Source organism: Falsiruegeria litorea R37 (assembly GCF_900172225.1).
In the GTDB taxonomy this organism is placed as follows: domain Bacteria; phylum Pseudomonadota; class Alphaproteobacteria; order Rhodobacterales; family Rhodobacteraceae; genus Falsiruegeria; species Falsiruegeria litorea.
Genome location: NZ_FWFO01000006.1, coordinates 25446 through 42725, shown reverse-complemented (window position 1 = coordinate 42725; position 17280 = coordinate 25446). Strand labels below are relative to the sequence as shown.

Annotated in this window: 17 protein-coding genes; 7 read left to right on the top strand and 10 right to left on the bottom strand. The window is 59.0% G+C overall.

Annotated elements, in window-relative coordinates:
- The first annotated feature begins 212 nt into the window (after positions 1-212).
- Together TRL7639_RS21030 and TRL7639_RS21025 are read left to right on the top strand one after the other, a co-directional pair.
- Positions 213-1520: an NAD(P)/FAD-dependent oxidoreductase gene (locus tag TRL7639_RS21030; RefSeq protein ID WP_085797871.1), complete on the top strand. Its 1308-nt coding sequence runs from the start codon at positions 213-215 to the stop codon at positions 1518-1520.
- 8 nt (positions 1521-1528) lie between these two features.
- Entirely contained in the window at positions 1529-2869 is a 1341-nt protein-coding gene (locus TRL7639_RS21025; protein WP_085797870.1) for an NAD(P)/FAD-dependent oxidoreductase, read from the top strand.
- Here TRL7639_RS21025 and TRL7639_RS23155 read toward each other — a convergent pair.
- Positions 2866-3117 (bottom strand): WGR domain-containing protein, encoded by a 252-nt coding sequence (locus tag TRL7639_RS23155; protein ID WP_165759868.1) that lies wholly within the window; start codon positions 3115-3117, stop codon positions 2866-2868. The genes TRL7639_RS21025 and TRL7639_RS23155 overlap by 4 nt on opposite strands.
- Before the next feature lie 158 nt (positions 3118-3275).
- Here TRL7639_RS23155 and TRL7639_RS21015 point away from each other — a divergent pair, with 158 nt between their 5' ends.
- On the top strand, positions 3276-3704 hold the full coding sequence (locus tag TRL7639_RS21015; protein WP_085797869.1) for a MerR family transcriptional regulator: 429 nt from the start codon (positions 3276-3278) through the stop codon (positions 3702-3704).
- Positions 3705-3737: 33 nt separating this feature from the next.
- On the opposite strand, the gene TRL7639_RS21010 is transcribed toward TRL7639_RS21015, so the two are convergent.
- Genes TRL7639_RS21010 through TRL7639_RS20995 form a run of 4 tightly spaced genes read right to left on the bottom strand, consistent with a single transcriptional unit; the run spans position 3738 to position 8049 of the window.
- Positions 3738-4709, bottom strand: a complete 972-nt coding sequence (locus tag TRL7639_RS21010; RefSeq protein ID WP_085797868.1) for a 2-hydroxyacid dehydrogenase — start codon at positions 4707-4709, stop codon at positions 3738-3740.
- Positions 4709-5599, bottom strand: coding sequence for a succinate--CoA ligase subunit alpha (gene sucD / locus TRL7639_RS21005; protein ID WP_085797867.1), 891 nt, complete (start codon positions 5597-5599; stop codon positions 4709-4711). Before sucD ends, TRL7639_RS21010 begins: the two co-directional genes overlap by 1 nt.
- Positions 5596-6795, bottom strand: coding sequence for a malate--CoA ligase subunit beta (locus TRL7639_RS21000; protein ID WP_085797866.1), 1200 nt, complete (start codon positions 6793-6795; stop codon positions 5596-5598). Before TRL7639_RS21000 ends, sucD begins: the two co-directional genes overlap by 4 nt.
- Before the next feature lie 9 nt (positions 6796-6804).
- On the bottom strand, positions 6805-8049 hold the full coding sequence (locus TRL7639_RS20995; protein ID WP_085797865.1) for a pyridoxal-phosphate-dependent aminotransferase family protein: 1245 nt from the start codon (positions 8047-8049) through the stop codon (positions 6805-6807).
- Between the two features lie 209 nt (positions 8050-8258).
- Between TRL7639_RS20995 and TRL7639_RS20990 the strand changes: the two genes are divergently transcribed.
- The 3 genes from TRL7639_RS20990 to TRL7639_RS20980 all read left to right on the top strand — a co-directional run bounded on the left by TRL7639_RS20990 (position 8259) and on the right by TRL7639_RS20980 (position 11095).
- Positions 8259-8909 (top strand): response regulator transcription factor, encoded by a 651-nt coding sequence (locus TRL7639_RS20990; RefSeq protein WP_235820476.1) that lies wholly within the window; start codon positions 8259-8261, stop codon positions 8907-8909.
- Positions 8910-9031: 122 nt separating this feature from the next.
- Positions 9032-10009 (top strand): HpcH/HpaI aldolase/citrate lyase family protein, encoded by a 978-nt coding sequence (locus tag TRL7639_RS20985; RefSeq protein ID WP_085797864.1) that lies wholly within the window; start codon positions 9032-9034, stop codon positions 10007-10009.
- Between the two features lie 108 nt (positions 10010-10117).
- The gene (locus TRL7639_RS20980; RefSeq protein ID WP_085797863.1) at positions 10118-11095 is read left to right on the top strand and encodes an agmatinase; all 978 of its coding nucleotides are present in this window, start codon (positions 10118-10120) and stop codon (positions 11093-11095) included.
- Here TRL7639_RS20980 and TRL7639_RS20975 read toward each other — a convergent pair.
- From TRL7639_RS20975 to ugpB, 5 genes are all read right to left on the bottom strand, one after another.
- A complete protein-coding gene (locus TRL7639_RS20975; RefSeq protein WP_085797862.1) occupies positions 11092-12042 on the bottom strand; it encodes a glycerophosphodiester phosphodiesterase family protein in 951 nt (316 codons plus the stop codon). The two genes, TRL7639_RS20980 and TRL7639_RS20975, sit on opposite strands and share 4 nt — an antisense overlap.
- On the bottom strand, positions 12039-13094 hold the full coding sequence (locus TRL7639_RS20970) for a sn-glycerol-3-phosphate import ATP-binding protein UgpC (RefSeq protein ID WP_085797861.1): 1056 nt from the start codon (positions 13092-13094) through the stop codon (positions 12039-12041). The genes TRL7639_RS20975 and TRL7639_RS20970 overlap by 4 nt, the downstream gene beginning before the upstream one ends.
- Before the next feature lie 12 nt (positions 13095-13106).
- The gene (ugpE, locus tag TRL7639_RS20965) at positions 13107-13958 is read right to left on the bottom strand and encodes a sn-glycerol-3-phosphate ABC transporter permease UgpE (RefSeq protein WP_085797860.1); all 852 of its coding nucleotides are present in this window, start codon (positions 13956-13958) and stop codon (positions 13107-13109) included.
- Positions 13958-14839 (bottom strand): sn-glycerol-3-phosphate ABC transporter permease UgpA, encoded by an 882-nt coding sequence (ugpA, locus tag TRL7639_RS20960; RefSeq protein WP_085797859.1) that lies wholly within the window; start codon positions 14837-14839, stop codon positions 13958-13960. Before ugpA ends, ugpE begins: the two co-directional genes overlap by 1 nt.
- 72 nt (positions 14840-14911) lie before the next feature.
- Positions 14912-16213, bottom strand: coding sequence for a sn-glycerol-3-phosphate ABC transporter substrate-binding protein UgpB (gene ugpB / locus TRL7639_RS20955; protein ID WP_085797858.1), 1302 nt, complete (start codon positions 16211-16213; stop codon positions 14912-14914).
- Between the two features lie 135 nt (positions 16214-16348).
- Between ugpB and TRL7639_RS20950 the strand changes: the two genes are divergently transcribed.
- Positions 16349-17260, top strand: coding sequence for a LysR substrate-binding domain-containing protein (locus TRL7639_RS20950; RefSeq protein ID WP_085797923.1), 912 nt, complete (start codon positions 16349-16351; stop codon positions 17258-17260).
- The last annotated feature ends 20 nt before the right edge of the window (positions 17261-17280 follow it).

Genomic DNA, 17280 nt, shown 5'->3' with positions numbered 1-17280 from the left:
AAGGGTTACTGACGCGACTGAGGCCCGGGTGCAATGCGGGGTTTTGACCCAACATGTGCGTTGCGGGCCGGGATTTAATGATCAAAATATTACTTGCGCCAAGGATACAGGAAAAATTCAGAAAAATAATTTGATCATATCTGGATTTGAAGAGGCAGGGCGCGTAATCTTGCTCAGAACCACCCAGTCCTGAGCATGGAGTAGAACGCAACATGGATCTGCTGACCATCAATGATCAACCGGGCCGGTACCCCGGTTCCTACTACGCGGTGAACGCGCATGCGAACACAATGGAACTGCGTGTTCCTGCCAAGGGTGATCTGCGGTGCGATGTCTGTGTTGTTGGCGGCGGTTTTACTGGCCTGAGCAGTGCTCTTCATCTGGCGCAGCGCGGTTATGATGTCATCCTGCTCGAGGCGCAGCGCGTGGGCTTTGGCGCTTCGGGTCGCAACGGTGGCCAGGTGGGGCAGGGGCAGCGAGTTGAGCAGGACGAGCTTGAGGATATGGTCGGCCAAGACCGCGCGCAGGCGCTGTGGCAGATCGCGCGCCAGTCCGTGGATCTGGTGCGTGACCTCAGCACATCCGATCTGGTGCATGCAGATTTCCACCCAGGTATCATTCATGCCGATCACCGGGCGCGTTATGTCAAACACAGCCACGACTATGTCAAACACCTGCAGGACAAATACGGGTACAGAAACATTCGCGCGCTGGATCGGGATGAACTGCGGTCGCTGGTCAATTCGCCTGCTTATTTCGGCGGTAGAATCTTTGAGGACGCGGGCCACATTGATCCGCTTCAATTTGTGCTGGGTTTGGCCCGCATGGCCGAGGCAGCGGGTGTTCGGATCTTTGAGCAGTCGCGGGTGACCTCTCTGCAAGAAACCGCGCCTGCCGTGGTCAAGACAGACGCCGCAACCGTTACCGCAGATCACGTCGTTCTGGGGTGTAATGGATACCTGGGCCGCCTGAATGGCCATGTCGCGGCTCGGGTGATGCCGATCAACAACTATGTGGTGGCGACCGAACCCTTGGGGCCCGAGCGGCAAGAAGAGCTTATCCGCAACAACCACGCGGTGGCGGACAGCAAGTTTGTGGTGAACTACTTTCGTTTCTCAGATGACCACCGCCTGCTCTTTGGCGGCACCGAAAGCTATCGCTACAAGTTCCCCGATGACATTGCGGGCGCGGTGCGGGTGCCGATGCTCGAGATTTTTCCGCAACTGAGCGACGTGCGCATCGACCACGCCTGGGGCGGAACGCTGGGGATCACGATGAACCGGATGCCCCACTTCGAACGGTTGCGAGGCAACATCTTGAGCTTGTCGGGGTTTTCGGGTCATGGCGTCGCGATGGCCTCTCTTGCGGGTCAGATCGCGGCCGAGGCCATTGCGGGACAAGCCGAGCGGTTTGATCTGATGGCCTCGGTCCCCACACAGCGGTTTCCTGGCGGGGCAGCTTTGCGGTCACCACTGCTGATCCTGGCGATGCTCTGGTACAGTTTTCGCGACAAACTGTAAGGGGCGCGATGAAACGTATCTACGAAGACATGGCCTATGGTGATCGTCCCATTCAGGAACGGTATTGGCCAAGCACGCTGGACACAGCGCCGCCCAGCTTTCCCACGTTGGAGGGGGAACACAGCTGCGAGTTTGCGATCATCGGCGGCGGCTACACCGGGCTGTCTGCAGCACTGACCTTGTCCGCCGAAGGGGCGGATGTGGTCCTGGTCGATGCAAACCCGCCGGGCTGGGGGGCATCAGGCCGCAACGGGGGGCTGGTGTCCGTTGGCAGCGCTAAGCTGGGTGACGACGTTATCATCCGCAAGTATGGCGCGGCAGATGCGCAAGCGTTCTTTGACGCCGAACGCGCCTCGGTCGAACTGGTCGAAGAGTATGTGACCGAGCTGGAGTTGAACGTCGACCGTCACTCTACAGGTTACACCTTTGTGGCGCACAAACCCGGCGCGGTGCAAGCGGTCAAGAACTATGGCGCAGAATACACTCACCGCTATGGCCTGCCATACGAGTTTGTCCCGAAAGAGGAGATGGCGGCACATGGGTTGAACAGCCCTGATTTTCACGGGGCAGTGCATCTGCCGCTTGGCTTTGCGCTCAACCCGATGAAATTTGTTCTGGGGCTCTATCGGGCGGTTGCTGCACGTGGCGTTCGGATTTTCAGCAAAACGCCGGTGACACGAATTGAGCAGGCAAATGGTTTTGTCCTGCACACACCAAAAGGACGCGTGCGGGCCAAGAAGCTGTTGATTGCTACCAATGGCTATTCCAGCGATGACATGCCCGGCGCCTTTGCGGGGCGATACTTGCCGGTGCAATCGAACATCCTCGTCTCTCGCCCGCTAACGGAAGATGAGATTGCTGCACAAGGCTGGTGGAGCCGTCAGATGCTGGTGGATTCCCGAACCTTGCTGCATTACTTCCGCCTGTTGCCAGACAACCGGATGCTTTTGGGGCTGCGCGGCTCGGTCCGGGCAACCGAGCAGACCCTGGCCGCAACCCGTGCCACCGCGCGCGCCGATTTTGATCGAATGTTCCCGGAATGGCGCCATGTCGACACGCCTTTCTTCTGGTCCGGCCTGATCTGCATGACCCGCAATTTGGTGCCCTTTGCCGGACCGGTTCCGGGAATGGCGGGGGCCTTTGCCGCGCTTGGCTATCATGGCAGTGGTGTGACGATGGGCAACTATGCTGGTGCCTTGATCGCGGACATGGCCCTTGGCAAGTCACGTAGGCGACACCCCGATTTGATGAAGCGCCCCTTGCGTCCGTTTGAATTGGGACCGTTCCGACGTGTGTCCCTGCCGCTGGCCTTTGCCTGGTATCGGATGCGCGACGGGATGTCGTCTTAGAGCAGCGGCAATTGAACCGGAATAGGCGCATAGCCGGACCGGGTCTTGTCGTCTTTCATGGTGGTCAATGCGGCCACCGCATCCTCGCGCGTCCGCATGTAGAGGATGCTTTTCTGACCCGCAGTTGTTCCCATCGGGCCGGTTTCCTTGGTCAGGCACCATTCGCCAAACAGCGTCTCGGATACGCTCAACACGCAATACCGGCTCTGCCGTTTCACATGATTGATCTTTTCCAAGCGAATCTGCACGACTGTTCCCTTTTGCGTGGGGGGACTGTTTACGAATGTAAACGCGACGTTTGAATGAGTCGTTACTTCGAGGGTTGGGAAAATTCGAATGTGTGGCTTGTGGGTCAATAGGTTAGCGATTACCTGTTTGCAAAAGCTATACAGACTAGGGGTTTCGCATGCTCTCGATTGGTGCATTGTCCCGGCAAACCGGAACCAAGGTTCAGACGATCCGTTATTACGAGCAGATCGGCCTGATGAATGAACCTGGGCGCACATCCGGAGGGCAGCGTCGGTATGAAGCAGAAGACCTGGAACGTCTTGCGTTCATTCGGCACGGGCGGCAGTTGGGGTTTTCGTTGGATGCGATCCGCGAGTTTCTGGACCTGTCGGACAACCCCGAACAATCTTGCAGCGTTGCGGATTCCATCGCGCGTCGGCAATTGTCTCAGGTGCGACAGCGCATCCTGCGCCTGCAGGCGCTGGAGGCCGAGTTGGAGCGCATGATTGCCAATTGCGCTGGTGAGTCGGGCAGGGACTGCAATGTGCTCAAGGTGCTGAACAATCACTCCGAATGCCTGACGGATCACGACACGATCGGAGAATGACGAGACCGCCGGAAACCCGACGGTCCCACATCTTTAGATCACGCGATCCCTTGGGGTGCGCCCGGCAAAGAAGTCGTCGAGGTTGTCCAGCACACGGAACCCCATGGCCTCGCGCGCTTCGCGGGTGGCGCTGCCGAGGTGGGGCAACATCACCAGGTTATCACATCCCGCCAGGTCCGGGTTGATCCGGGGTTCGCCGTCATAAACATCCAGCCCCGCTCCGGCGATGATGTCGAACCACAGCGCTTGGGCCAGTGCATGTTCGTCCACGACCTCGCCACGGGCGGTGTTGATCAGGTAAGCGTCCTGTTTCATCAGATCCAGCCGCCGCCCGTTGATCAGATGGCGGTTGGCCGGTCCACCGGGGCAATGCAGCGAGACGAAATCACACTGCGGCAGCAACGCGTCGATGCTGTCGACCTGGGTGGCGTTGAACTGCGCCAACACCTTGGGATCAACGGTCGAGCGGTTCTGTACCAGGATCTTCATCCCGAACCCGTGGTGGGCGCGTTTCGCCATTTCCTGGCCGATACGGCCAAAGCCGATGATGCCCAATGTCTTGCCGCTCACCTTGGTTCCGATCAGGTGCGTCGGACGCCAACCGCTCCACTGACCGTTGCGCAACTCGCGTTCACCTTCGGAGGCACGGCGCGCTGCCATCAGCATCAGCGTCATGGCAATGTCGGCGGTGCATTCGCTGAGCACATCCGGCGTGTTGGTCACGGTCAGCCCCAGATCGCGGGCGCAGCCCTCGTCGATGTGGCTATAGCCGACACCATAGTTGGCCAAAATGCGTGCCCGGGCCTGAGGTACATCCAATGCCTCTGCACCCAGTTTGTCGGTTACGGTTGGCAGCACAGCGTCATAGGTTTTGAGCGCATCGCGCAATTCGGGCGCCGCCAGCGGCTTGTCCCCGGTGTTGAGCACGACGTCATAATCTTCGGCCAGGCGCGCCTCGACAGCGGCGGGCCAACGGCGGGTTACAAAAACACTGGGTTTTACCATCACGCGGCCTTTCTCATGACGTTTGCGATTGTTTCACCGATGACGGCGGGGTTCTCGGCCACGGTCACACCGGCGGCAGAGAGGATCTCCACCTTCTCGCTGGCGCTTTCGCCAAAGGCCGAGATAATGGCGCCCGCATGCCCCATGGTTCGCCCTTTGGGCGCTGTCATGCCCGCGACATAAGCAATGACCGGTTTGGTGATGTGGTCACGGATGTACTCCGCCGCTTCTGCCTCTTGCGGGCCGCCGATCTCGCCGATCAGGGCGATCACGTGGGTTTCGTCATCTTGTTCAAACCGCTCCAGGATGTCCTTGAACGATGAGCCGTTGATGGGATCACCACCGATACCGACAGAGGTTGAAACACCCAGACCCAGCTCTTTGAGCTGTGCGGCTGCTTCATACCCAAGTGTACCCGAGCGCCCTACGATGCCGACATTGCCCGGCAGATAGATGTGACCAGGCATGATCCCAAGCAGCGCCTTGCCGGGGCTGATTGTTCCGGCGCAGTTCGGACCGGTCAGCACCATGCGCTTGTCCTTGGGATAGCGGTACATATAGCGCTTGACCCGGATCATGTCCTGCGCCGGAATGCCGTCGGTGATGCAGACGCAGTACCGGATGCCTGCATCTGCGGCCTCCATGATCGAATCCGCGGCAAAGGGAGGCGGCACAAAAACCAGGCTCGCTTCGGCGCCGGTGGCGGCGATCGCCTCTTTCACGGTGTTGAACACCGGCACGCCCTCGACCGTCTCGCCACCCTTGCCGGGGACAACGCCGCCGACAACATTGGTGCCATAGTTCATCATGTCCCGTGTGTGGAACGTCGCCATCCGTCCGGTGATGCCCTGAACGATGACCTTTGTGTCGCGATCAAGAAGAATGCTCATTTGACAGCCCTTACTCTGGTGGCCTGAGACAGGTCGTTTTTCCATGCGCCCACCGAACGCTCGGCGGCTTCCATCAGTGTTGTGGCGCGGATGATGGGCAGGCCGGACTTGGCCAGGATCTTTTGCCCTTCCTCTACGTTGGTTCCGGCAAGGCGGACGATGACGGGCACGTCCACCTGCACCTCTTTCAATGCCTGAACCACACCTTCGGCGACCCAGTCGCAGCGGTTGATACCGGCAAAGATGTTGACCAGAACGGCCTGCACATTGTCGTCCGACATCACCAGCCGGAAGGCTTTGGCGACCCGTTCGGGCGTGGCGCCGCCGCCGATGTCGAGGAAGTTTGCAGGTTCGCCCCCGGCCAGCTTGATCGTGTCCATCGTGGCCATCGCGAGACCGGCACCGTTGACGATGCAGCCGATGTTGCCGTCCAGACCCACATAAGACAGACCCCGATCCGCCGCGCGGCTTTCGCGGGGATCTTCCTGGCTCTTGTCCCGAAACTCGGAAATCTGCGGATGACGGAACAGGGCGTTGTCGTCGAACGTCATCTTGGCATCCAACGCAACAATGCGGTTGTCGCCCGTGATCACCAGCGGGTTGATCTCGACCATGGTCGCGTCCAGCTCGGTGAACGCGCGATAGCAGCCCTGAAGCGTGCGCACCATTTGCGCAGTCAGCGCAGGATCGATGCCAAGGGCAAACGCAATCTCGCGCGCCTGAAACTCTTGCAAACCAACGGCGGGTTCCACGGTGGACCGCACGATGCTCTCGGGTTTCTCGGCCGAGATGTCCTCGATCTCCATCCCGCCTTCGCCGGATGCAACGATCATCACCCGCTGGCTGGAGCGGTCCAGCACAAAGCCCAAGTAAATCTCGCGATCAATCGGCACGCCAGCCTCGACATAGACGCGGTAGATGCCTTTGCCTTCGGGGCCGGTCTGATGGGTGACCAGCTTGCGGCCAAACATGCCTTCGCAGGCGGCTTGGATCTCAGTGTCGGACGAGCAGAGCTTGACGCCACCCGCCTTGCCGCGACCACCGGCGTGAACCTGTGCCTTGACGACCCATTTCTCGCCACCCAATTCGCGGGCGCGATAGGCGGCCTGCTCGGGGCTATAGGCGATGGCACCGGGCGGTACCTCGACGCCGAAACCGGACAGGATGTCCTTGGCTTGATATTCGTGAATGTCCATTGTCTCACCTTACGCTGCGAGTGCTTCGGAGTAGCGGTTGCGAAGAAGGGTTTCGATCTCTGCCAGGTCGATCTGGGCGCCCAGGTCATTCAGGGCCTGACCAAATCGCAGAGCAATATCGGTGATCGTCTGTTCTGACAGCAGGTTCAGAATGCCGATGCGCACCTGTACCGGTTCCGACAGGGTGGGCCAGATGCCGAACCCTTGCGCGCGGCAGGCTTGAACCAGCTCCATCTCGCGCCCTTTGAACGCGGGCGGCAGGTCCAGAACCAAAAGGCTGGTCATATTCGATGTGACGTCACAGCCCATGACGGTGACCGCTTCGCGCAGGATTGCTTCGTGCCGGGTGTATTCAGCTGCGCGGTTGGCAACACCGTCTTCCAGCGCGATCCGCAAGGCTTCATGGAATGCGGCGACGGCATAGCCCGAGTGCGTGCGGTGATAGGTGCCTTTTTCCGCATCCTTACCGTCGATGATCGCCCAATGACGCGCTTCCAGGATCGGATGGTGCGCATAGGTGCGCGCGCCGGTTTCTTTGAGCACGTCGATGTAGCGATCCGAAAAGCTGACCGGAGCATAGGTCAGCGGCAGGCAGGCGACACCTTTTTGTGGGCAGGACGCCCAACCGACGATGCCCGGATAGTCGTCGATGGCAAAATCCGAGACACCCAGCGACGACACCGCGTCGACCAGGCCCATGGCACCGGTTGCTTGGCACGCATCCGATAGCGCGCGGATGTCGTTGATCCGGCCTGATCCGGTTTCCCAATGCGCCATGAAGGCCCATTTCGGTTTGTGTTCGGTCAGCGCAGCCTCGATCACCTCGCGTGTCACGGATGTCCCGTGCGGCACGTTGATGGTCACGACTGATGCGGCCAGCGGATCCAGCGGATTGGCGGCCAGTTCGTCTGCGGTTGCAGCTTTCATCCGCAGGGTCTGGCCGTCGATGCCCGAAAAGGTGCCGTTGACGAAGGCCACAACCGTGTCGCCCGGCTGAACGGCGCAGAACATCGCGTCCAGACCGCTCCACCCAGTTCCGGCCACGCCGAAGGTGTAGGTGTTCGTGGTGCCCCAAAGGCTGCGCAGCATATGCTTGCATTCGATCATGCCCCGCAACACGTCGGCCTGCATGTGGTCGGCCAGACCGGCACCGGCAAACCGGGCAAGGACACGGGTGTCGGTCTGGCCGGGGCCGGGACCTGCGGCAATCGTCTCGGGGATGTCGAGAGGGGGAAAGGCGGTTAGCGCGTTCATCAATTGACCTCAGGTTGCGGCCCCCGATCAGGGGGAGTTTGATCGTTCGACAGAGAAAAAACCCGATTGAGTTTTCTCACAACGCCCGTTAATCCTGCTTTTGGGTAGCTAAATGGGTAGGAAAATGCCCACCCTTTAGTGTAAGGATACGAAAGTATACCAAATTATGTCCTACCCGAATGGGTAGGTTCCGGGAAAATGAGCTGAAAATGCAAGATCTTGCTGCACCTGCAAAGCCAATCGACGTCATGCTGGCCAACAGCAATCCGCTGGTTCTGTCGGCCATGTCCGAGATTTTTGACCGTGATCCGCGATTCTCGCTTGTGGCCACCTCTGCCACCGCCGAAGGGTTCCTGGGCACGGTGATGCGAGTGCCGGTTCAGGTTGGCGTCATCGACTGGGATCTGCCGGTTCTGGGGGCCGCCAAGTTGATCGAGGTGCTGCGCGATCAGGTCAACGCGCCCCGACTGGTGGTTTACGGCGATGGCAACGGCGATCTGCCCCGTCTGGCGATGACGGCGGGGGCGGCAGGGTTTGCCGACAAGGCCGGCGATGTCGAAGGTCTTTTGACCACTTGCGCCGACGTTGCCGCAGGCAAGATGGTGTTTCCCTACATCGACGTGCGCGAGCTGCAAAAAGACCCGATCCACAGCCTGTCGCGACGTGAACGAACGATGCTCGAGGCGCTGTCGAAAGGGCTGACAAATCGCGAGCTGTCCAAGGAGCTCGGGATCACCATCAATACGGTCAAATTTCACCTCTCGAACCTCTTCGAAAAGCTCTCGGTCAAGAACCGGGCGCAGGCCATCGCGTTCTACTATTCCTCGCGCCTTCCGGGAGAGAGTTCCGACTCCGAATGAGAGGGTGAATCATGTTTCAAATGTATGCGATTGTGCGCAATAAAATTTCTTGACAGCGCGCGATTCTCGCTCCTTTTGTGGCCGTCACGTCCACTGACCAGATTGAAAAGGAGCGGTCACAGATGAGTTTTCTCCCCATCGAACAAGCCCCGGCACGGCTAAATCGCAGCGAATTGGCCATTCCTGGCTCGCAGTCACAAATGTTTGAAAAAGCTGCAAAATCCGACGTCGATGTGATCTTCCTCGACCTCGAAGATGCGGTTGCACCCGACGAAAAAGAACAGGCGCGCAAGAATATCATCGCGGCCCTAAACGACATTGATTGGGGCACCAAGACGATGTCGGTGCGCATCAACGGATTGGACACGCACTACATGTACCGCGATGTGGTGGACGTGGTTGAGCAGGCCGGCGAACGCCTCGATCTGATCATGATCCCCAAGGTCGGAACATCCGCAGATGTCTATGCCGTCGACATGCTGGTGACCCAGATCGAGGACGCCAAAGGTCTGAAAAAACGGATCGGATTTGAGCACATCATCGAGACCGCTTTGGGTATGCAAAATGTCAGCGAAATTGCGGCCGCATCCAAGCGGAATGAGAGCCTTCATTTCGGGGTTGCCGACTATGCCGCGAGCACCCGTGCGCGGACCACAATCATCGGCGGTGTGAACCCCGATTATTCGGTGCTGACCGACCCGATGGATGACGGCGCGCGCATGACCCATTGGGGCGACATGTGGCACTACGCTCTGGCACGGATGGTGGTTGCGGCGCGGGCCAACGGGCTACGCCCGATTGATGGTCCGTTCGGTGATTTCCAGGACCCCGAAGGCTACAAAGCGGCCGCAAAACGTGCCGCCGTTCTGGGTTGCGAAGGCAAATGGGCTATCCATCCCAGCCAGATTGCGCTCGCCAACGAGGTCATGTCACCCAGTGACGCCGAAGTCACCAAAGCGCAGCGCATTCTCGAGGCGATGGCCGATGCCGAGGCTGCGGGCAAGGGTGCGGTGTCTCTGGACGGTCGTTTGATCGACTACGCTTCGATCCGTCAGGCCGAGGTTCTGGTTGAAAAAGCACGCCAGATTTCAGGCGCTTAACCGACACCAGCCGGTGCCCGAAAACTCAATCGGGCACCGGCGATTAACGCTTTGAAACACGCCAGCCACTCTGCATAGTGACCCAAAGTAAAGCCTTGGAGGTGCGATATGGTCGGCGGCGGTGATCCTTTCTTTCAACCTGTGTCCGCGATGGATTTGCCGCGGTTTGCGGGCGTTCCCACCTTCATGCGCTTGCCGCATCTGACCCCCGATCATGACAGATACGGGGATGTTCAAATGGGCTTGGTGGGCGTCCCGTGGGATGGGGGCACAACAAATCGGGCCGGTGCGCGACATGGCCCGCGGCAGCTGCGCGACTATTCCTCGATGATCCGGGCGATGAATGCAGCGACTGGGGTAAATCCCTTTGCATCGGTGAATTGCGCCGACCTGGGTGACGTGCCGCCGAACCCGATCGACATTCAGGACAGTCTGAACAGGATTGCAGAATTCTATACCGACCTGAAAAACAACGGCATTGTCCCGATGACGGCGGGCGGGGATCACCTGTCAAGCTTACCGATCCTGCGCGCCTTGGCGAGTGACGGACCTGTTGGCCTGATCCAGTTCGACAGCCACACGGACCTGTTTGACAGCTATTTTGGCGGCAATAAGTTTACCCACGGCACCCCGTTCCGCCGCGCGATCGAAGAGGGGCTGGTGGACCCCAAACGCTTTGTCCAGATCGGCATCCGCGGCACGGCCTATAACATCGAAGACGTTGAATGGGGCATCGAACAGGGCGTGCGGATCATCCGGATCGAAGAGCTGCTTGATCGCGGCATCCCGGATGTTATGCGCGAGGCTCGGCAGATCCTGGGCAATCAGCCCACCTATTGCACCTATGACATCGATTTTGTCGATCCGACCTATGCGCCTGGCACCGGCACGCCCGAGATTGGTGGTCCGACCAGTTTTCAAGCGCAGCAGGTTATTCGCGAGCTTGCAGGCTTGAACCTGATCGGGGCGGATCTGGTCGAGGTCTCCCCGCCTTTTGATCAAGGCGGGGGCACGGCCTGGCTTGGGATTTCGCTGATGTTCGAGTTGATGTGTGTTTTGTCGCAAGCCCTCGTGGCGCGGGGTTAACCCCGCTCCAACCAATCCTGCCCTCGATCCAGCAGCTTGCGCTGCACCCGGCCAGGGTAGTCGGTGACGATGGCATCGACGCCCAGATCGATCATCTGGTCGATGTCGTCCGGTTCATTCACGGTCCAGACGGCCACGATCAAACCCAACTCACGCGCCCGCAAAACGCTGTCTGCCGTGACGTCCAGATAGTAGGGGCACCACAATTTGCCACCCGCCTCGGCCACCAGACCGGGCAAGGTGTTATAGGTGTCCGCCGTGATCTCTGGCCCCGCCTGCGTCGCCTCGTCCTCTCCAACATCTGCGTCATTCTCGGGCAGTTGCGTCAGGAATGAGGTGGGCATCTCTGGTGCTTGCCGCGCACATTCGGCCAGCAAGTTCCAGTCAAAGCTGTGCATCAACGTTCGCTGGGTCAGCCCGGCGCTACGCACCTCTGCGATGACGGCGGCGACGATCTCGGCGCGAGCTGTAGCGTCTTGCAGTCGCTCGGGATCCGACTTGATTTCCAGCATCAGGTGCACGTCTTTGTGCTGTGGCTGCGCCACCAGATCACACAGGTCGCGCAAACGAGGGATGCGCACGCCGTTCAGGTAGGCCTGGTCGGGAAACCGCTGGCCATAGGCGCTCTGCCCGTCCAGCCCGCCAACATCGTATTGGGCCAGTTCGTCCCAAGTCAGCGCTGACAGTTTCGGCTCTTCACCTTGCAACCAGGCGCCTGACGCATCCCGCGCGACCGAGCGTGTCAGGTGGTGGTTGTGGGTGATGACCGGCACGCCGTCGCGGGTGATGGCGACATCGAATTCCAGCAACGTGACACCGCAGGCCAGCGTAAACTCGAACCCCTCCATCGTGTTCTCGGGCATGACCCCGCGCGCGCCGCGATGCCCCACCAATCGGATCAGGCCCGGGCCGCGCCGAAAGGCGTCAAGCTGGGGAAAGGTTGTCATGGGTTCAACCGCTTCTCGGTCTGGGTATCAAACAGATGAACCAGGTCAGGCGAGATCGAGAAACGCCGTTGCGCCCCGCTGTCCGCTGCGACGTGACCGGCGACGGAGGCCACCATTTCATGGTTGGTCCCACTGAGCGTGCCGTGAAGCAACGTGTTGGCACCCAATTGCTCGACCATCTCGACGTCGATGGACACAGGCCCGTTTTCGTCGGGTGTCAGATGCTCGGGGCGCATACCCAGAAGAACGTCGCCCTTCGCTTCCGTTACACTGTTCACCTGCGCGCCAGCGGGCAAGGAGATGGTGCCACCCGTTGCCTGCGCCGGAATGAAATTCATCGCGGGGCTGCCAATGAAACCGGCCACAAAAACAGATGCGGGACGATCATACAGCTCAATCGGCGTGCCGAACTGCTCGACATAGCCGCCGTTCAGCACCATCAGCCGGTCGCCCAATGTCATCGCCTCGACCTGATCGTGGGTCACATAGATCGAGGTCACGCCAAGGCGCTGTTGCAGCTTGCGGATCTCGAGCCGCATTTGCACCCGCAGCTTGGCATCGAGGTTCGACAGCGGTTCGTCAAACAGGAACACCTGCGGGTCACGCACGATGGCGCGACCCATGGCAACCCGCTGACGCTGACCACCCGACAATTGCCGGGGCTTGCGGTCCAGGTACTGACGGATTTCCAGGATGTCGGCGGCCTCTTCGACGCGTCGGTTGATTTCGTCCTTGGACAGTTTGCGGATCTTCAAGCCATACGCCATGTTCTCGCGCACACTCATATGCGGATACAGAGCGTAATTCTGAAACACCATCGCGATGTCGCGGGCAGACGGCTCCAGCTCATTCACCCGCTTGCCACCGATCTGGATTTCGCCAGAGGTCACGGTTTCCAGCCCCGCCACCATACGCAGCAGGGTCGACTTGCCACAGCCCGAAGGGCCGACGATGACGATGAACTCGCCATCATTTATGTCGCCCTCGATGTGGTGCAGGACTTCGGTCGGGCCATAAGATTTGGTCAGATCGGTCAGTGTGATGTCAGCCATGTCTTGGGCGTCCTATTTGTCGGTTTCGGTCAAGCCCTGCACAAAGAGCTTTTGCATCGAGATCACGACGAAGATCGGGGGGATCATCGCCAGAAGCGCGGTCATCATGATGATGTTCCACTGCGGGCTTTGTTCAGCTGCCTCAAGCATCTGCTTTATCGACATGACGATTGTGGTCATCGACGTATCGGTGGTGATGAGCAGCGGCCAGAGGTATTGGTTCCAGCCAAAGATGAAGAGGATGACAAACAGCGCCGCAATATTTGTCCGGCTCAGCGGCAGCAGGATGTCCCAGAAGAATCGCATCGGCCCCGCACCGTCGATTCGCGCGCTTTCCAGCATCTCGTCGGGCACGGTCAGGAACACCTGACGGAACATGAAGGTCGCGGTGGCCGAAGCAATCAACGGGATCGACAGGCCCCAATAGCTGTTGAGCATGCCAAGGTTCGCGACCACCTCGAACGTGGGCAGAATGCGCACCTCGACCGGCAGCATCAGGGTGATGAAGATCATCCAGAAACAGGTCATGCGGAACGGAAACTTGAAATAGACGATGGCAAAGGCCGACAGCAGCGAAATGGCGATTTTGCCAAGCGAGATCATCAGGGCCATCGACAGGCTATTGAGCAGCATCAGCCAGACGGGCGCGGTCTCAGTCCCGCTTAGCCCCTCGCCGAACAGGGTTTGTTTCAGGTTTACCCACAGCTGATCACCGGGCCACAAGGGCAGCGGGGCCTGGGACATGCGGATCTCGTCATGCGAGGCGGCGACAAAGGTGATCCAGATCGGCAGGGCGATGGCGATGACGCCAAGCACCAGAACGAGGTGGGTGATGACATCGGCAAGGGGGCGGTTTTCAACCATCAGTATTCCACCTTTCGTTCGACATAGCGGAACTGGACGACAGTCATCGCGATGACCAGCACCATCAGGATCACGGATTGCGCGGCTGACCCACCAAGGTCGAGGCCGACAAAGCCGTCGTTGAACACCTTGTAGACCAGGATCGTGGTCGAGGAACCGGGCCCACCCTGGGTCACCGCGTGGATGATCCCGAAGGTTTCAAAAAATGCGTAGACCATGTTGATTACCAGCAAGAAGAATGTGGTGGGAGAGATCAACGGAAAGATAATCGTCCAGAACCGGCGTCCGGGGCCTGCGCCATCAATTGCGGCCGCTTCGATCACCGAGTTCGGGATCGACTGCATCGCCGCAAGATAGAACAGGAAGTTATATGCCACCTGTTTCCAAGCCGCGGCCAGAATGACCAGCGCCATGGCCTGACCACCATTCAAATAGTGGTTCCAGGTGATGCCCACGAATTCCAGAAAATAGGGCAAAATGCCAAGCGTAGGGTTGAACATGAACACCCACAGCGCACCAGCCAGAACCGGCGCAATCGCATAAGGCCAAATCAGCAGCGTGCGATAGAACATCGCGCCGCGCACCACGCGCTGCGCAAACCCGGCAAGTATCAGTGCAAACCCCATCGACAGCGCCGCGACAAGCACGGAAAACACAGCCGTACGCCAGAATGCGGCATGGTAATGGCTATCTTCCCAAAGGATCTGGAAGTTTTCGAACCAGACAAATTCGGACCCCAGGCCAAAGGCGTCTTCGATCAGGAATGACTGATACATCGCTTGGCTTGCGGGCCAGATGAAAAAGATCAACGTGATGGCCAACTGTGGCGCCACCAGCAGATAGGGCAGGGGCGATGATGGAAAGTGAACGCGTTTCAGCATGCTTTTGCCTGTTCAAATGCGAAAACCATGCCGCCCGATTGGGGGCGGCATGGTCGGTGTTTCAAAAAAGGCTTAGTTGGCCGAGCGTTCGAACTTGCGCAGCAGGGCATTGCCACGCTCGACGGCTGCGTTCAGGGCGTCGGTTGCGTTCTTTTCGCCGCTCCATACCGCTTCCATCTCTTCGTTGATCACGTCACGGACCTGAACGAAGTTGCCGAACCGCAGACCGCGCGAGTTGGCGGTGGGGGTGTTCAGGCTCAGCTGCTTGATCGCGGTGTCGGTGCCGGGGTTGCTGTCATAGAAACCCTGCTCTTTCGACAGCTCGTAGGCGGCGGTGGTGATCGGAACATAGCCGGTTTCCTGGTGCCACCACGCCTGGACTTCGGGCGAGGACAGATAGGTCATGAACTTGGCCGTGCCTTTGTATTCTTCGGCATCGTGGCCGCCCAGAACCCACAAGGTGGCGCCACCGATGATCGAGTTCTGCGGCGCATCTGCCACGGATGTGTCGAGCGGCAACATGGTCTGACCAAAGTTGAACTTCGCCTGGCTCACCATCGAGCCATAGTAGGCCGAAGAGTTCAACCACATGCCGCATTCGCCATTGGTGAACATCGGCAGGCTGTCGCCGCGACGACCGCCGTATTTGAACAAGTTGCCTTCGGACATGGATGCGATGTCATCCAGACGGGCCGCGACCTTTTCGTTGTTGAACGTGAACTCGGTGTCGAAGCCAGAGAATCCGTTTTCCTTGGTGCCCAGTTCCAGGTTGTGCCAGGCCGAGAAGTTCTCGATCATGACCCAAGATTGCCAGCCAAACGAAACGCCGCAGTCCATGCCGTTGTCGACCAGTTTCTGCGCGGTCTCTTTCACTTCGCCCCAGGTTTCGGGAACCTTGGCGCCAGCCGCGTCCAGCGCGTCTTTGTTGTACCACAGAACCGGGGTCGAGCTGTTGAAGGGCATCGACAGCAGTTCACCTTCGGGCGTCTGATAGTACGACACAACCGCCGGCAGGAACGCGTCGCCATCAAACGGCTCGCCCGCGTCCTTCATCATCTGCTCAACCGGAACGATTGCGCCTTTGGCGGCCATCATGGTCGCGGTGCCGACCTCGAACACCTGAACGATCTGCGGGTGCTCTTTCGCACGGAATGCAGCAATCGCGGCGGTCATGGTTTCGGTATAGTTGCCCTTGTAGACCGGAACGACCTTGTACTCGTCCTGCGTGGCATTGAAATCTTCGGCGATCTTGTTGACGCGCTCGCCGTTGGTGCCGCCCATGGCGTGCCACCACTGAACCTCGGTTTCAGCGAAAGTTGTTGTTGCAAACGAGGCCAGAATGGCCGTCGAGCAGAGAATGGATTTAACAGACATTTTTTGTCTCCCCGTACATTGGATGCGCAAAGAGTGTGCAAGCTTGATCATAATGCAAGCAAAAGTTTTTTGACAAAAAGCATAACACAATATTATATGCAGAAAAGCCGAAACAAACTTGCAGGCGGTAAGTCATTGAAATTCAAGCTCAGACAACTCGAGGCGTTTCAAGCCGTGGCCAAAACTGGGTCGGTGACACGGGCCGCAAAAACGTTGGGGATATCTCAACCGGCCACGAGTCGGCTGTTGTCGGACTTTTCCAAAACCGTGGCGATTGATTTGTTTCGGCGTGAGGGCGGTGTTCTGATTCCAACTAGCGAGGCGCGCTATTTGCTATCTGAGGTCGGGCGCGTGTTCGACAGCCTGCAGCACCTCGAAGAGCTGAACCGTGACCTGACGGACCGCACTGCAGGGCATCTGCGCATCGCTTGTTTGCCGGGGTTTGCGACGACACTATTGCCCGAACTACTCGCCGAATTTCTCAAAGAGCGGCCGGGCGTCAGCCTGACGCTGGAACCGGATCGACCCGAACGCATTCTGGAATGGATGATCGGCGAGCAATACGATTGCGGGATCACGGATGAATTCACAGGTCATCCTGCGGTTGAGCACACCAATGTCCCGATCAAGACCGCCTGTGTTCTGCCCAAGGGGCACCGGTTGGCCGAATTGGACTGTCTTTCACCCCTGGATCTGAAGGACGAACGCTTTATCCATGCTCGCCGCGACAGCCCCTTCTACACGCGCTTGTCCAACACGTTTGCCGATTATGGCGTGCTAATGAACACCTGGGTCGAAGTGCGGCAGTTTTCGACCGCTTGTATCATGGTGGGCCAGGGGCAGGGGGTTACAATCGTCAGCGCGTTGGACGCCGAGCAGTACCGCAACAGCAACATCGAAATCCGCCGGTTCGAGCCGGAAATTCACCATTGGCTTTCGATCCTGAAGCCCGCATCGGGCAGTCGGTCCCTGTTGTCCTTGGACTTTGTCGACACTTTCATGGACAGCCTCAGCCCCTACATCAGCGAAACCAAGGATCGTCTGTGAATGTGACGGCGCGGCAGGCA

Excerpts from the sequence above, each read along its gene's own strand:
- TRL7639_RS21030 (WP_085797871.1), top strand. The coding sequence starts at position 213 with ATGGATCTGCTGACCATCAATGATCAACCGGGCCGGTACCCCGGTTCC.
- TRL7639_RS21025 (WP_085797870.1), top strand. The coding sequence starts at position 1,529 with ATGAAACGTATCTACGAAGACATGGCCTATGGTGATCGTCCCATTCAG.
- TRL7639_RS21015 (WP_085797869.1), top strand. The coding sequence starts at position 3,276 with ATGCTCTCGATTGGTGCATTGTCCCGGCAAACCGGAACCAAGGTTCAG.
- TRL7639_RS21010 (WP_085797868.1), bottom strand. The coding sequence starts at position 4,709 with ATGGTAAAACCCAGTGTTTTTGTAACCCGCCGTTGGCCCGCCGCTGTC.
- sucD (WP_085797867.1), bottom strand. The coding sequence starts at position 5,599 with ATGAGCATTCTTCTTGATCGCGACACAAAGGTCATCGTTCAGGGCATC.
- TRL7639_RS21000 (WP_085797866.1), bottom strand. The coding sequence starts at position 6,795 with ATGGACATTCACGAATATCAAGCCAAGGACATCCTGTCCGGTTTCGGC.
- TRL7639_RS20995 (WP_085797865.1), bottom strand. The coding sequence starts at position 8,049 with ATGAACGCGCTAACCGCCTTTCCCCCTCTCGACATCCCCGAGACGATT.
- TRL7639_RS20990 (WP_235820476.1), top strand. The coding sequence starts at position 8,259 with ATGCAAGATCTTGCTGCACCTGCAAAGCCAATCGACGTCATGCTGGCC.
- TRL7639_RS20985 (WP_085797864.1), top strand. The coding sequence starts at position 9,032 with ATGAGTTTTCTCCCCATCGAACAAGCCCCGGCACGGCTAAATCGCAGC.
- TRL7639_RS20980 (WP_085797863.1), top strand. The coding sequence starts at position 10,118 with ATGGTCGGCGGCGGTGATCCTTTCTTTCAACCTGTGTCCGCGATGGAT.
- TRL7639_RS20975 (WP_085797862.1), bottom strand. The coding sequence starts at position 12,042 with ATGACAACCTTTCCCCAGCTTGACGCCTTTCGGCGCGGCCCGGGCCTG.
- TRL7639_RS20970 (WP_085797861.1), bottom strand. The coding sequence starts at position 13,094 with ATGGCTGACATCACACTGACCGATCTGACCAAATCTTATGGCCCGACC.
- ugpE (WP_085797860.1), bottom strand. The coding sequence starts at position 13,958 with ATGGTTGAAAACCGCCCCCTTGCCGATGTCATCACCCACCTCGTTCTG.
- ugpA (WP_085797859.1), bottom strand. The coding sequence starts at position 14,839 with ATGCTGAAACGCGTTCACTTTCCATCATCGCCCCTGCCCTATCTGCTG.
- ugpB (WP_085797858.1), bottom strand. The coding sequence starts at position 16,213 with ATGTCTGTTAAATCCATTCTCTGCTCGACGGCCATTCTGGCCTCGTTT.